This is a genomic window from uncultured Imperialibacter sp., from assembly GCF_963974565.1.
GTDB classification, from domain to species: domain Bacteria; phylum Bacteroidota; class Bacteroidia; order Cytophagales; family Cyclobacteriaceae; genus Imperialibacter; species Imperialibacter roseus.
In genome coordinates, this window is sequence record NZ_CAXBCJ010000010.1 from 130,705 (window position 1) to 145,706 (window position 15,002).

General features: G+C 45.6%; 11 protein-coding genes. 4 read left to right on the forward strand and 7 right to left on the reverse strand.

What is annotated here, in order from left to right; all coding sequences use genetic code 11:
* Positions 1-89 precede the first annotated feature (89 nt).
* Positions 90-1,103: an AraC family transcriptional regulator gene (locus AAC052_RS15705; protein ID WP_339814418.1), complete on the reverse strand. Its 1,014-nt coding sequence runs from the start codon at positions 1,101-1,103 to the stop codon at positions 90-92.
* A 106-nt stretch (positions 1,104-1,209) separates the two neighbouring features.
* Between AAC052_RS15705 and AAC052_RS15710 the strand changes: the two genes are divergently transcribed.
* From AAC052_RS15710 to AAC052_RS15725, 4 genes are all read left to right on the forward strand, one after another.
* Positions 1,210-2,346, forward strand: a complete 1,137-nt coding sequence (locus tag AAC052_RS15710; protein WP_339814419.1) for an FAD-dependent monooxygenase — start codon at positions 1,210-1,212, stop codon at positions 2,344-2,346.
* Between the two features lie 72 nt (positions 2,347-2,418).
* Complete coding sequence (locus tag AAC052_RS15715; RefSeq protein ID WP_339814420.1) at positions 2,419-3,606, forward strand: alpha/beta hydrolase-fold protein; 1,188 nt, start codon at positions 2,419-2,421, stop codon at positions 3,604-3,606.
* Positions 3,607-3,683: 77 nt separating this feature from the next.
* A complete protein-coding gene (locus tag AAC052_RS15720) occupies positions 3,684-3,887 on the forward strand; it encodes a hypothetical protein (RefSeq protein ID WP_339814422.1) in 204 nt (67 codons plus the stop codon).
* Entirely contained in the window at positions 3,887-4,153 is a 267-nt protein-coding gene (locus tag AAC052_RS15725; RefSeq protein ID WP_339814423.1) for a type II toxin-antitoxin system RelE/ParE family toxin, read from the forward strand. Before AAC052_RS15720 ends, AAC052_RS15725 begins: the two co-directional genes overlap by 1 nt.
* A gap of 1 nt (position 4,154) precedes the next feature.
* Here the strand turns inward: AAC052_RS15725 and AAC052_RS15730 are convergent, their stop codons facing one another.
* From AAC052_RS15730 to AAC052_RS15755, 6 genes are all read right to left on the reverse strand, one after another.
* Positions 4,155-5,207 (reverse strand): formylglycine-generating enzyme family protein, encoded by a 1,053-nt coding sequence (locus AAC052_RS15730; RefSeq protein WP_339814425.1) that lies wholly within the window; start codon positions 5,205-5,207, stop codon positions 4,155-4,157.
* 357 nt (positions 5,208-5,564) lie between these two features.
* The gene (locus tag AAC052_RS15735) at positions 5,565-6,566 is read right to left on the reverse strand and encodes an endonuclease/exonuclease/phosphatase family protein (RefSeq protein ID WP_339814426.1); all 1,002 of its coding nucleotides are present in this window, start codon (positions 6,564-6,566) and stop codon (positions 5,565-5,567) included.
* A 198-nt stretch (positions 6,567-6,764) separates the two neighbouring features.
* The gene (locus AAC052_RS15740) at positions 6,765-8,132 is read right to left on the reverse strand and encodes a sulfatase (RefSeq protein ID WP_339814428.1); all 1,368 of its coding nucleotides are present in this window, start codon (positions 8,130-8,132) and stop codon (positions 6,765-6,767) included.
* Between the two features lie 264 nt (positions 8,133-8,396).
* Positions 8,397-9,842, reverse strand: coding sequence for a sulfatase (locus tag AAC052_RS15745; protein ID WP_339814430.1), 1,446 nt, complete (start codon positions 9,840-9,842; stop codon positions 8,397-8,399).
* A gap of 91 nt (positions 9,843-9,933) precedes the next feature.
* A complete protein-coding gene (locus AAC052_RS15750; protein WP_339814432.1) occupies positions 9,934-11,529 on the reverse strand; it encodes a RagB/SusD family nutrient uptake outer membrane protein in 1,596 nt (531 codons plus the stop codon).
* Between the two features lie 19 nt (positions 11,530-11,548).
* Positions 11,549-14,887, reverse strand: a complete 3,339-nt coding sequence (locus AAC052_RS15755; protein ID WP_317487453.1) for a TonB-dependent receptor — start codon at positions 14,885-14,887, stop codon at positions 11,549-11,551.
* Between the last annotated feature and the right edge of the window lie 115 nt (positions 14,888-15,002).

Below are 15,002 nucleotides of genomic sequence, written 5' to 3' on the forward strand. Positions count from 1 at the left end.
TAAGGCCTTTTGACACTTCTTTTACACTCTTTTTACATAACCTGTCCTCAACAGGCAACACTTGAGGGCTTGGAAAGCTCAGCAAAACTCTAGAGGCTCGCCTTCCATTGCTCAGGAGTCACCCCAGTCCATTTCTTAAAAGCTTTAAAGAAAGAGTTGGGGTCAGAAAACCCACATTCAAAAGCAATTTCTTTTAAGCTTAGTTGGTCGTTGCGGAGCAGTTGGCAAGCCAATGCTTTTCTCACCCGGTCAATCACCTGCTGGAAGTTTGTTTGCTCACTACGTAGCTTCCGTTGCAAGCTTCGCTCGCTCAACGAGAAATGGTCGGCTGCCACTTTTAAGTCGGGGGTGTTTTTGATACTTTTCTTTATATAAGCCTCAAGCTGGCTACTGAATAACTCTTGCTCTCGCCCTTGCCGGGCATTCTGCTCAAGGTACTGTTTCAAATGCTCCCACAGCTGTGGGTTGGCGAATGGCAATGGTCGAAGAAAAACATCCGCTTTGAACACCAGGGTACAACCGTCCCCCATCAACGGGTCAACGCCTACAGTTCTCCTAATTACCGTCCGCTCAGGTCCGGGCAACTCGTAAGGAAGGGTAAGCGACACAGGCTCGGCAATTTCAGCATCGAACCACTCTTTTACTATCCTCATCATTCCATAAAGAAACATTTCGATAGCCACTTGAAAAGGGCGTTGTTTCCAAAGGCCCGGCTCTGTTGTAGTTATTGTGGAGGCAATGTACTCCCCCCTCCTTTCAATGGATGGGCTAAAAATGCTATTTAGCTTACCGTAGTATTTGTAAAACGCCTCAGACACATTCTGCAGTGTTGGGCTCACCTGCACCAGCTGACCCAGTGCACCCAGCATATTAATTTGCCCCAACGAAAAGTGCTTATACTCAATATCGTAGGCCATTTGCCCATCGGGGTAATGTGTAGCCACGTGGTCAATGATCCGAAAGAACATTTCAGCGGGTATCATGTCGTCGGTGGGCAACGACTCCAGCAAAATGTAATCCGGAGAATTTTGCAGCAAATGACCATACCCAGCCACCTCTACCTTCTTCATCAGGTGCTTTACAATATTGGCTGATATCATCATGGGCGTCAATTTAACTACTTTGTCGTGATTGGCAAGTGCTTTGGCGGGTTTGGAACATTCCAGCACTGCTCTTTGCCGTAAAATTGCATAACCAAATTATTAAAACATGAAGGCAGTAATAGCAGGTGGCGGAATAGGTGGGTTAACGACCGCCATCGCACTGGAAAAGCTCGGGCACGAAGTAGAAGTATATGAAGCAGCATCGGAGTTCAAATCTGTGGGCGCCGGTCTTGGTCTGGCAGCGAATGCTGTCAAAGCATTTGACCATCTGGGCCTGAGGGGCGAAGTGCTTGCCGCAGGTCAGCTACTTCCCAGCGCAAAACTTTTGACCAAAGAGGGAGCTGTCATTACTCAGGTAGATTCACTAAAAATAAGCGCAAAATATGGTGTTGATAACTTTGCTATTCACCGTGCCGACCTGCACGCAGTATTACTCAAAAACCTTAAGAAAACTAAACTCGTCACCGGAAAAAAAGCGGAGATCTGCAGTGAAAGTGCATCTGGCGTCGAAGTAAAGTTTACTGACGGAACCTCAGCCTCCGGCGATTTTTTAATAGCCGCTGACGGCATTCACTCCCAAATAAGGAAGCAGTTTTTACCGAAGTCGGCACCACGGTATGCCGGTTACACCTGCTGGAGAGCTGTGGTTCCGCAACCCAAAAAACGGATAGAGTTGCCTTCAGAAACATGGGGAGAAGGCGCACGATTTGGCATCGTTCCATTGAAGGATGATAGGATTTACTGGTTTGCCTGCCTCAACGCAAGGCAACATGACCTGTCGGTGCGGAACTTCAAAAAAGGAAACCTCCTATGGCACTTCGACGACTTCCATGAACCAGTGGCAGAGCTCATCCAGCGTGCAGCTCAGGAAGACATCATCTGGGGTGACATCATCGACCTGGCTCCGATCGATAAGTTTGCTTTTGGTAAGGTGCTGCTAGCAGGCGATGCAGGTCACGCTACCACACCCAATATGGGACAGGGGGCCTGCCAGGCGATTGAAGATGCAGCCTTTCTTTACTCGATCCTGCAGGGAGCTGGAAGCATTGAGGAGAAGTTCCGTCGATTCGAAAAGGTCAGGAAGCCACGCACCAAAAAGATCGTCGAAAACTCATGGCGAATAGGCCGGGTGGCTCAATGGGAAAAGCCCTGGGCAGCCGGGTTGCGCAACAAGCTGTTTAGTATGGTTCCACAAAGCGTTCAGGAAAAGCAGCTGTCGTTTTTATACGAGGTGGAGTTCTAGGTACATGTAAGTGGCCGGTTTGGGAAAGATTTAGTATATTCATCTGCAATAGCCAAGGCTTAAACAGGTGTATTGAAACTTCTTCTACCTATTTTCATATCGCTTGTGTCAATCAAGGCATTGGCGCAAGAGGGAGGCACTGATATTGTTATCGGAAAATCGCACGTCATTCATTCCAAAATCCTGAATGAAAAACGGCACTATGCCGTATATCTTCCTGATGGCTACAGTAATAAATCGTCTCATCCGAAGAGCTATCCAGTGATGTATGTGCTGGATGGTGAGAGTCACTTTCACAGTGTAAGCGGCATTGTTGATGCCAGGTCACCCTTCTACCTTCCACAAATGATAGTCGTTGCCATTGGCAATACAGACAGGTGGCGGGACTTGACACCCACCAGCAATGACTCATTGTTGGAGAAACCCAATAGTAAGGCTAAGACGACTGGCGGCGGAGAGAAGTTTTTAGACTTTATCGAGAAAGAGTTGATCCCTCACATCGACAAAACTTACCTCACGGCTCCATTTAGACTATTCGTTGGGCATTCTCTTGGCGGTTTGCTGGCACTCTATTCAGCCTACTCCCGGCCGGGTCTGTTCAATGCCTTTATCGCCATCGATCCGACCGTTGGATGGGACGATACTATGGTGATAAAAAAGTTCGAAGAAGAGGCCATGCAAGCAAAACTTGCTAACAAGTCATTCTTCTTAGGCCTGTCCAATCGCAACAATGGAAACAGCTCAAAGCGTTTAACAACAGATCGGGCTGTCGATAGAATTGTGACGACCTTGCAAACATCTGGAGCATCGGGACTTAGATTCAACTATGAAAAATACGAAACTGAAACTCATGGTTCCGTGCCACTTTTCGCAGAGTTGGATGGGCTCCATTTTATTTTTGAGAAATACCGCATCAACATCGAGTCGGATAGCCCGGATGCAGCAAAACTAAAAACCCATTTTGAACGATTCTCCGAAGATGTCCATTTTTCGTTTCTGCCCCCTGAAGTAGTCGTTAACGTTGTGGCCTACAACTTTATGGTTCAAAAAGAATACGACAAGGCACTTGAATGCTACCTCTTGAATATTGAAAACTATCCTAAAAGCAGCTCCGCTTATCTGACAGTCGGCGACATATACCGGGACAAAAAAGGAGATCGGAAAAAGGCCCTGGAATATTACGAAAGATACCTGAAAATTAATCCTGGTGCGACTATGGTGAAAAACCGGATCAAAGCGCTGACTGAAGATGACCAATGAGAACCGGAACCGTGGCTACGCAACTCCGTTTTATGTTATTTTGTTCTTATCTTTAAACTGCAAAAGGCCAATAAGTCATGGAAGCAATTAAGAAAAAATATATAGTTGATGAACAGCAAAAAAAGGTAGCCGTTCAAATTGACATTCAGGAGTTCGAGAAAATTGAGCGAGTAATTGAAGACTATGCACTAGGCAAACTGATAGAAGAAAATGATTCTTCTGAATCTTTGACTTTTGATGAAGCCAAATTAGCCTACCAACAGCTGCAAAAAGCAAAGTAGTGAATGTAAGGTTTGCTAAAAACTTCCTAAAAGACCTTGCATCCGTTCCGTCAAAGGAAAGAGCGAAGATCGAAGCTTTTGTTTTTGAGGAGATACTTACCCTTGATGAAATTTCCTCGATCAACAGCATCAAAAAACTAAAAGGTTATCCCAGCTATTACCGAATACGCTTTGGCAACTATCGGGTTGGTATCAGCTACACAAATGAAATACTAACATTTGAAAGAGTGCTGCACCGAAAAGAAATCTATCGCTACTTCCCCTAAATCAAATATCCTTCACACACCTGAATCCTGTATGGTTGAGCCCTGAGTCGTGGCTGGAGCTCATGCGGCGGGCTACCCGGTAGCCGCTGCAATAACTGTCGTTGCACAGAAAAGAACCGCCCCGCACCACATGCTTTTCAGCATAAGGCTCGTTGGGATCGTAGAAAGAATCCGGGCCTTTTGGGTTTTCCACTTTACCCTGCTCCTCCGCCATTTTGTAGGCATCCTCGTGGTATTTGTCGGAACACCACTCCCAAACATTACCTGCCATATCGTAAAGTCCGTAGCCATTGGCCGGAAAAGACTTCACTGGTGCCGCCCCAAAAAAACCGTCCTTTTCTTCGTTGTCGTAAGGAAAGAAGCCCTGCCAGAAATTCGCTTTAGTAAATGCAGTCTCCACCGATTCATTACCCCACGGGTATTTCACACCTTCCTGACCTCCCATCGAGGCCCACTCCCACTCCGCCTCAGTGGGCAGTCTCTTGCCAGCCCACTCAGCGTATGCCAGGGCATCGTCGTAAGCGATGTGGACAACAGGAAAATTCATTTTCCCTTCAAGCGACGACGCTGGGCCTTCCGGGTGCTGCCAGTTGGCACCAATCACCCACTCCCACCACTGGCTATAATCCCTCAGGTTAACCGGGCCTTCCGTTGCCCGAAAAACGAGGGAGCCGGGTGCCAGAATGGAATCAGCAGGCTTGGGCGTGCCTGGAGGCAACTGCTTCGCCATTTCTTCCCAGTCAATAGCTCTCTCGGCAATAGTGACATAACCCGTGGCGTCAACAAATGCTTTGAACTGCGCATTGGTTACCTCATGCTCATCCATGAAAAAGGCAGAAACCTCTACCTGGTGATTGGGATACTCATTGGGTGATGCCTGATCCGATTTACCGCCCATAGTGAAGGCACCAGATGGGATGAAGACCATTTCTTCCGGTGCATCGGCGGAAGACCCTGCCTGTGGCTTACTAGCAGAAGAAGTTTTGCTTGTTGGTGTAGAACAGGAAAAAAGCACTCCTGCGGTCAGAATAGAGATCCAAAGCTTGTTAATCATTAAAGAGCATATTTTACAGTGGGCAAATTAAGAAATATAACCGACCCAGCCGGGCCAGTTATTGAACTTTGTGAAACGGTTTGTCGGTAGCAATATTGGTTAGAAAAGTTTTGCTCGGAGCGTGTTATAACAATTTATTCTCACGATAGACTTCATCCGTTCAGCGGATCATGTATGCAACGGTGATGCTGGCCTAAGTCGTACATTTTTTGGCTTAGTCAGCGTTATACCACAGGAGACTGGACGTATGCTTCTATTGAAAACAATCATATTTGGTTTTGGAGAAAAGGCAGCCACGGCGAGGGTATTGCTGAAAACAACACTGGCCAAATATGCCCAATATGCAAAGCCCCAATTTCATAAATCCAGATCCACTATAACCGGCAAATGGTCAGACAGTATCAAAGCTGTATCCGTGGTAATGATCTCAGCCCTTGTGACATTTTTTGCTACATCCTTAGTGGCAAAAACGTAATCTAACCGTCTTTTATCCCCATGTTCACCTTCCTTTTCTATCAACGTTGGAAAGCTACCAGAAAATTCATAACCGGAAGCTCGCCTGCCGGCCTCAAGGTCAATTAATCCAAAATCCAATACCTGCTGAATTACTGAGTAGTCCAGCTGACCATTATTCAGGTTTTTTTCATTGTACAGTGAATCTCGTTCACCAAAAAATGGTTCCAGCCTTCCATGTGTATAGTAAACAGAGTCAAGTGGAGAAAACGTGTTAAAGTCACCTGCAAGGATTACTTTCGAATCTGCGGGTAATGATTCAATGTTCTGAAGAATCTGATCTATTTCAACCTTTCTGGTTTGCCAGTTGGAAGGATGCAAATGAATTACATAAACATAAATTCCTTGTATCCGCACTCGCATCAATCCATGATGAAAGCCTTCCCGGATTCGCTGAATGTCTTCAATAGGATACTTTGATGTGATTCCCGTTGGAAACCCTTCCTCCTTTAGCAATACGCTGTATGGATGCCCATAACTTTTAGCATCTTCAGCTAATTTCTCCTCCGTATATTCGTTGAGCTCTTGAAGTGAGACAATATCAGGCTGTTGCTCATTCATCCAGTCAATCCAGGTCTTCTTTCTCTCAGGCACCTCTGTGAAACCGTACCACACGTTGTAGGTGATTAACCTTAAATTTTGGGATGATGCATTTCCGTCCTTTCTATCAGATTTGCAGGAATAGAAGAATACAAAAATGGCTGAAAAGCCTGCCGTTAGTATAATCTTAAAATACTTATCCATTTTTAAGGGGGTCTTAATATTGTTCAATACCAAAACGAAAGAATGTCGAATTTGGGGGTATGCTGTCCGTTTCAGCATCCAAACTTCAAAAAGTCCTTTCAAAACCTCTTATTGCCTCCGTTGAATGCTTAAAACTGATGTAATTTGTCAAGAAAGAAAAAGGAAAGGATTGCAAATACAATCCCTTTCCTTTTTAAAAATTTTTACTTCTGCTATGAAACTGAACACCGAAATTGAACCAGATGCTTAAAGTATCCCACTCCAGTTACTAAATCAATCCCCTGCAGCATCAGTACAACCTTATTTGCTTTCGCTTGACAATGACTCACCAATACGCTTTTCCAACTGGTTGAGCACGGGCTCCACTCCAGCCTCATGCTTGGCTACCATCTCTTCTATTTCCTTTGCTATTTGAGGGTTTTCTTCTATCACGTCATATTTTTCTGAGGGATCGACTGACAGATTAAATAGTTGATATTTTGTCAGTTTCTCCAGCTTCTCAGGGTACCCCGCCGGATTATTCTTATAGAAGTACAGCTTGTAATCGCCTTTCCTCGCAGCGAATATCCGCTCCTGATGGTAGTAGATCATTTCATTTCTTGGAGACGAAGCGCCTGCTTTTAACACTGGCGACAGGTCGTAGCCGTCGTAGGTCCGATCTTGCGGCAGACCGACACCCGCAAGGGCGGCAAAGGTTGGCAGGATATCCAGCGTGCTGCCAATACCCGACACCACGTTTGGTTTGACAGTGCCCGGCCACCAGAAAATGGCAGGCTCCCGCTGGCCTCCCTCGTAACTAGTTCCCTTAGCACCATAAAGGGATCCTGAGCTGCCTCCGTGGCTATTGAAAAGCACCCATGGCCCATTGTCGGAGGTAAATACTACGAGTGTGTTTTTGTCAATGCCCAGTTTTTTCAAAGTCTCCACAATCTGGCCGGCGCTCCAGTCAATTTCTTCTATCACGTCTCCGTAAAGACCCCGTTCGCTTGTACCTCGAAACTCATCGGACGTAAAAAGTGGCACGTGGGGCAGGTTGTGCGCCAGGTACAGGAAGAAAGGCTTGTCTTTGTTATCGGTGATAAAATTGACCGCTTCTTCGGTGTATCTTTTCGTTATTGTATTCTGATCAGCAGGTCTTTCGACGATCTCCTCGTTGCGCATGAGCGGCACATTGAAATTCTCGATCTTTGGATCCATGAAAACCTTCCTTGAATCACCGCCTTCTACCGAAACCCTGTCCATATCGTTGCTGTAAGGGATACCAAAGTAAGAATCAAAGCCATGACTTGTGGGTAAATACTGAGGCAGGTGCCCCAAATGCCACTTGCCTACTGCTGCAGTGGCATATCCTGCACTCTTCAACGCCTTGGCAATTGTGATCTCAGTTTGTGGCAAGCCACCATCCGAGTCTGGGAAGAGTACCCAGCGTTTGTTGCTGGTCATCCCATTGCGCACAGCATACCTTCCCGTGAGTAAACAAGCCCTGGAAGGTGTACATACGTTTGCTGCCACGTAGAAATTTGTCCACTTCTGGCCTTCGTAAGCCATCTTGTCCAAATTGGGCGTTTTGATGGTGGGGTGGCCGTAAACACCAAGATCACCGTAGCCCATGTCGTCAGCGAAGATGATGACGAAGTTGGGTTTCTCCCCCGGTTCAGCTCTCGTCAATGATTCGCTTTCCGGAGTGCACCCTGCGAACGATAACATTAAGGTAAATCCGACAAGCAGGCGTTTAACTAAAACACTATTTGGCAGTTGTATCATATCCTTTAGGAATCTCTGAACTGAAAATTATACATTAAAGCCTTCTTCATCAAACCAGCACTGATGATAGCAGGTGCTGATTCAAAAATGAATGCAACTATAGCAGGGGTTTGGCACTGCCAAAATGCCTCCCCCGACTACATTTCACTCAACTACATTTGCTAATTTCTATTTAGTAAAAGCTGGATGTCTGATGTTTTTTCCCTCTCTTCCGGTAAGGTCATCACCCAAATCCTCTCTTGCGAGTTCAACGTACTTCATAATTTCCGCTACGACCTGGGGATAGAGTTCCTGTACATCATACCTTTCTCCAGGGTCATGCGAAAGGTCGTACAGTCCCTGGCTAACTTTTATTTGCGTTCCCTGGCCAGGTATCCTGTCTTTTCCCAGACTTCCACTTTCATAAGAATTCGATTGGTGTGGAAGTACCAGCTTCCAATGCTTATATCTGATGGCCTTGAGGCTATTTTTATCAAAGTAGTAATAGAAAATATCTCTAGGGCTTTTGTTCACCTGCCCTAACCAAAACGGCGCAAAATTGATCCCATCAATCTTATTTGCAGGCAACGGGGCGTCAGTAATGGCACATATTGTAGGAAGAATATCCATGTTTGTCATCAGTTCGCCGGTCACATATCCTCCCTGAATTTTCCCAGGCCACCTTACCATACATGGTACTCTTGTTCCACCCTCAAAGGCCGTACTTTTTCCTTCCCTAAATCCTCCACTTGATCCGGCGTGATTGCCGAAATGCGCCCACGGCCCATTGTCGCTCATTACAATCAAAAGCGTGTTTTTATCCACGCCGGATCTTTCCAACGCTTTCATCACCTCACCCAATGACCAGTCGAGTTCCATGATAACATCGCCAAAAGTTCCCAACTCACTTTTACCCTTGAACTTTGTTGACACCGCAAGCGGTACATGAGGGAGTGGGTGAGCCAGGTACAACAAAAAGGGTGACTTTTTATTCTTTTCAATAAAGGATACAGCCCTATCCGTCAGACTCGTTGTCCACATCGATTGCTGCTCCAACGTTGTAACCGTGCCAACCTGCTCATTGCCTTCAATAACCGGAAGCTGAGGCCATCTGCCCCTCCAATTTGTGCTATCCGTAATTGGACTTCCATCGTAATCTACTGGCCATATGTCATGAGAATATGGTAAACCATAAAAGCTATCGAAGCCATATTGTAAAGGAAAATAGGGAGCCTCATTTCCAAGGTGCCATTTGCCGAGCATTCCCGTGACGTAGCCATTCCCCTTCAAAACCGTTGCAATAGTTTCTTCATTTGGATTGAGAGCAGTTTTTGTGTAGCCAGGAATCAAGGCACCCGCCATCCCAATTCTATTCGAATAGGTTCCGGTTAACAAAGCTGCTCTTGAAGCAGTACAAACCGCCTGAGCCACATTGAAGTTTGTAAACCTCAAACCCTCCGCCGCAAGCTTATTGAAATTGGGCGTTGGAATGCCTGTCATTCCATAGGGCTCAACATCCCCATAACCCATATCGTCAAAATATATAATCACCACATTTGGCTTGGTCGAGTTTTGTGGGAAAGCCGACGAGAACGTAAGTAGAGTCAGCGCAGAGAATAATAGTAGTCCTCTCATGTTTGATGATTGTTTATATGGAAGGTTTAATAAGGGAAGAGCTCAAATGAAGCCCTCCCTTAGAATAAAATACACTAATTGGTGTCTAGACTTACCAGTTAGGGTTCTGAGATAGATTTGGGCTAAGTACCCTTTCAGTGTAGGGAATTGGCCAAAGATAGTCTCTCGATGGGTTAAACTGCTTCTGGAATGACGGCACTACGTAGGTCTTGACCTCCCCCTCTTCGACATAATCTATGCCTCCAACTGCCCCAGGGATAACCTGCTCTCCGATTCCCCACCTTCTGATGTCATTCAGTCTCAGCCCCTCAAAAGCAAGCTCAACAGTCCTCTCCTTCCTTACAATATCTCTCAATTCAGTCTGAGATGTACCGAGTGCAATGGCAGGAAGGTTCACATCTCCTCTTTGGCGAACTTCATTGATTGCATTAACGGTAGTTTCGTCAATCAGGCCAAGCTCAATTCTCGCCTCTGCGTAAGTAAGAACCACCTCGGCATATCGAATAAGGATGACATTGATGCCATTGTTGGTGGGGTTTGCGGCATCCTCACTATTGACATACTTCCTCAATGTAAAGCCAGTCGTTGTGGCAAAAAAAGTGCCTCCAACAGCGTCAGCCGTTCCGCTATTTGGCAGAGAATTGAATACCTGCCCGTTGGGCATTATGTCTCCTGGAACGTACAAGGTAAACCTTAGTCTCGGATCCCGGTTGTCGTATGGCATAGTTGCGTCAAAACCACTCGAAGCTTCAGCGATTTCCTTCCCATTGGCCATTGTGTACATGTCGGCCAGCGCTTTAGTGGGGACGTAAGTATTCGCACCATCTCTACCAAGCTGTCCGTAGGGGGCCATGGTTCCAAAGATATTGTTCGGCAAAACGCTTTTGACATATTGCCTGTCCAAAATAACCTCGCTATTACCTTCTGCAGAGTAAGAGAACAGCGTGCCATACTCGGGATAGATTTGATATACTCCAAGGTCAATTACCTTTTCCGCAGCATCTGCAGCAGCCTGATAGCGCCCTGCATAGAGGTTGGCTCTTGCTTGTAATGCGAAGGCAGCACCTTTTGTTACTCTGCCAAGATCAGCTGGAGCGTAGGAAACAGGCAGCAAATCGGCTGCTTCAGAAAGTTCGTCGTCGATAAAATCCCAAATCGTGTCGATCGATGTTCTCTCAAGCGCCTTCCCTTCGTCAATTGACAACACTTTCGTTACAAGCGGCACGTCACCAAACCTGGTTGCAAGTTTGATGTATTGATAGGCTCTTAAAGCTTTAGCCTCTCCTCTCACCCGATTAATAAGAGCCTGATCAGCTGTAGGTATTTTATCTAAATTATCAAGAACGAAGTTGGCACTTGCTATCCCCTGGTACAGTTCTGTCCATAGAGTAGCTATTACAGAGTTTGATGCGTCGAATACATTTTGTTCCACTTGTGCATTAGCCGAGAAGAATGAATTTGTATGGCCTATGTCTGTAAATGCGTCAAACATAAAGAGCCTGTCGCCCGCATCAAGGCAATTGGGGTAGACAGCGTTAACTGCCAAAACGGCGTCTCGCTCGGTTTTCCAAAAGCTCTCCGCCGAAAGTCTGTCATCAGGAACTGTTTCGAGCAAATCTTTTTGACAGGCAGAAGCCATTGCCATTACTATTAATACTAAAAAGGTTTTATATATATTGAGTCTCATTTTTCAAATATTTAGGTGATTAAAACTGAATATTTGCCCCAAGCGTCCACAAAGAAACCTGAGGGTAGTAAGTCGCCCTCCCATTGCCTACTTCCGGATCAAGGCCCCATTGATTAAGCTTGGAAATAGTGAACAGATTGGTGGCAGAAACATAAACGTTGGCCCTGGTCATACGCATTTTTGTCACCAACATGTCCGGCAGGTTATACAGCAACTGAACATTTTTCAGCCTTAAGTAGGAACCATCTATGATCATTCTATCAGATGTATACATGTTCAACAAGTCTCTTTTATAGGGCCTTGGAAATCTAGCATCCGTGTTTTCAGATGTCCAATAATTTCCTTTGCTAACAATTTCCGGCACGAACCCTTCGTTATTGCCATTTTCCGCAATACCACCTGCCAGGCGAGTGTCAACCCCTGACGCACCCTGGAGGAGCAGGTTAAGCTCAAAATTCTTGTAAGAAACATTGCCATTGAGCGCAAACACGAAATCTGGGAATGATTTGCCTATTACCACTCTGTCGCTGGCATTGATAAGACCATCATTGTTGATATCAACATACTTCACATCGCCAGGCCCACGATTTGGTCCAATATTTGGATAAGAATCCACCTCCTCCTGAGTCTGAAACAGCCCGTCTGTTTTATAACCCCATTGAGAATTGATTGGCAAACCCTCATCTATTATCGTTAGAGGGTTGATATCGCTACCTGTGATGTATGGCCCAGTTCCTGAAAGGCTTACCACATTATTTCTATTGGCAGATATATTTAAGGTTGTATTGTACCGAAGGGCTTTGTCGGGGGCATTTCTATACCCTAGCTGTAGCTCAACTCCCTTATTGTCGACCACTCCTGCATTTTGGGGCGGTGCTCCTAAACCGATCGTAGCTGGAATCGGCAGGTTTAGCAAAATTCCTTCTGTACGCTTAAAATAATAATCCAGTGCTACCGTAAAACCGCCAAATACCTGTGCATCAAAACCGATATCCGTTTGAGTTGTAGTCTCCCAGGTGATATCTCGATTGGAAATCGTGGTTGGTTGGAAACCAATTACAGATACTCCATTGAAGGTATAGGCACTGGCAAAAAGCGACTGATAGTAGCTATAAAGCCCAACCGTTTGGTTTCCAGTTTTTCCCCACGACGCCCTAAGTTTGAATTCATCCAACGGTACAATTCCCTGCATAAAGTCTTCCTCAGAAATACGCCACCCTCCAGAGAAAGAAGGGAAAAAGCTGTACTGATTACTACCAGTAAACCTAGAAGAGCCGTCGTACCGGGCATTCATTTCAAGCAAGTATCTATCATTGTATGAATAATTCACCCTTGAAAAGTATGACCTTAACCCAAACTGAGAATTTACTCCATAATTGGTCTTTGTTCCGTCGTCGGCACCCTGGCCTATCGACTGGATGTCATTATTATAAAACCTTTCTCTGTAGGCCCTTAAAGAGTCTTTGGCGTTGTCAATGGTTGAGTAGCCAAGGAGGGCCTTCACCTCGTGGTTTCCGAATGCATTGTCGTACAAAAGTAGGTTGTTCCAGGTATACTCGGTAGAATTGTCCCTGATCTCGGTTAGGCTATTGTTTACTACAGTCCTGGTAATATTGGTGTTTTTGTCTGTATTCGAAAAAGCATTGGTAAAGTCCTTTCTGCGGATATTATCAATCCGCATAGCAAGTTGTGAACTGAATGTGAGGTGATCAACAATTTTCCACTGTGCTTTAGCACTTCCAAAGATGTTCTCGTTCCATAGCTTGGAGGTTCCCTGCTGCTCAGCAAACATTAGTGGGTTATTGCCTTGTGTACTCAGTCCATAAGTGCCATCTTCATATTTAGGAGTAGCAAAAAGAGAGCCGTGGATAAACCTGTCAAAAACGTTGGCTTCGTTGACGGGTGCCAAAGAGTAGTTGCTCCTGTAATTCAAATCAGTGCTGAACGTCAAATTTTCAGAGGCCTTGAAATCGGAATTCACCCTCACATCACGCAAATTGCTACCGTAGTCGATAGGGACATCAAGGATAGAGTTTTGCTTCATGTATCGCATGCTCATCCTCGCTTTGAAAGTCTCACTACCTCCACTCACTGCCAGGTTATGGTTGAACTGTGGCGCTGCATAAAGCATAACCTTGTACCACTCGTTCACGTGAGGAAATTTTTCTGGATCAGTTTTGTTCCCCCTCAAATACTCGTCTATTCCCTGGTCGGTAAATTTCTGAGGAACTACAAGGCCTGCATTCTCATACGCCACTTGCTGTAGTTTCATGTAGGAAGGCATATCCATTTTCGGATTGTTTACCGAGTTTTGCAGCGCATAATACGTGCTGTAGTCCACAGTGACTTTCCCTTCTTTGGCTCTCTTCGTTGTAATAAGGATAACACCATTAGCAGCTCTGGATCCATAAATAGCTGTTGATGCAGCGTCCTTCAGTATTGAAACAGACTCGATATCACCAGGGTTGATATTGGTGAGCTGTTGCTCAACACCGTCGACAATAACCAGGGCATCGTTTTTATTTCCGAGTGTGGTTATACCTCTTACCCGCATTGTCGTTGCCGTTCTGCCGGGGCTCCCTCCCTGATCCAGCACCGTTAGTCCAGCTGCCTGACCTTGCAACGACTGTTGAATGCTTGAAACAGGGCGTTTGGTCAATTCCTCGCCATTTACCTGAGCTACTGCATTTGTCACGCTCACCTTCTTCTGCTCTCCATACCCCACAACCACAATCTCTTCTAACGCAGCGATATCGTCATCCAGTGTAACGCTAATCGAAGTTCGTCCCCCAATCGCTACTTCTGCGGTTTTATATCCAACAAAACTGAACACCAATGTAGCATTATCCTCGGCCAGCAACTTGTAATTACCATCAAAGTCCGTAACAGTGCCGGTGCTTGTCCCCTTAATCAGTACGTTAACGCCCGGGAGCCCATTACCACCATTGTCGGTAACCCTGCCCGTTACTTCCACTTCCGACGCAGTTGCTACAACTGCCAGCAGCTCCGATACCAGGTTTGTCTGCTCGAAGGCACGGCTAACATTTATGGTCTCATCAATTCTTTTGAATTGTAATCCTGTTTCTCTGGCAATGCCGAGAAGTAACTCTGTCATCGGCTGGTTTTGCACAGCTAGCGAAATACGCTTTCTCGTATCAAAATCACTTCTTTTATAAGCGAAATCGAATTCAGTAATTTCCTCTATTCTGGAAAACGCCTCCTCAATTTTCAGGTTCTTCAGTTCAACTGAAACAAGGATTTCGTCAAGGCTTTTTCGTTGTGCTTCGCCCTCACTGGCAAATATCAGGGTGCATAATACAGTCTGCAGAATCATGCCATAAACTGCGTATTTTGACATAATTGCAATTTTTTTCAGTACTTTTGATTTCATAGTCTAAGTAGTTTTTGTTTGCGAAATTCAAGAACACAGACTTTGTCTCATGATTGCCGTCAAGCCATCCCCATGTTTTGTC

Coding starts and splice junctions, on each gene's coding strand:
- AAC052_RS15705 (WP_339814418.1), bottom strand. CDS start 1,103: ATGATGATATCAGCCAATATTGTAAAGCACCTGATGAAGAAGGTAGAG.
- AAC052_RS15710 (WP_339814419.1), top strand. CDS start 1,210: ATGAAGGCAGTAATAGCAGGTGGCGGAATAGGTGGGTTAACGACCGCC.
- AAC052_RS15720 (WP_339814422.1), top strand. CDS start 3,684: ATGGAAGCAATTAAGAAAAAATATATAGTTGATGAACAGCAAAAAAAG.
- AAC052_RS15730 (WP_339814425.1), bottom strand. CDS start 5,207: ATGATTAACAAGCTTTGGATCTCTATTCTGACCGCAGGAGTGCTTTTT.
- AAC052_RS15745 (WP_339814430.1), bottom strand. CDS start 9,842: ATGAGAGGACTACTATTATTCTCTGCGCTGACTCTACTTACGTTCTCG.
- AAC052_RS15750 (WP_339814432.1), bottom strand. CDS start 11,529: ATGAGACTCAATATATATAAAACCTTTTTAGTATTAATAGTAATGGCA.
- AAC052_RS15755 (WP_317487453.1), bottom strand. CDS start 14,887: ATGTCAAAATACGCAGTTTATGGCATGATTCTGCAGACTGTATTATGC.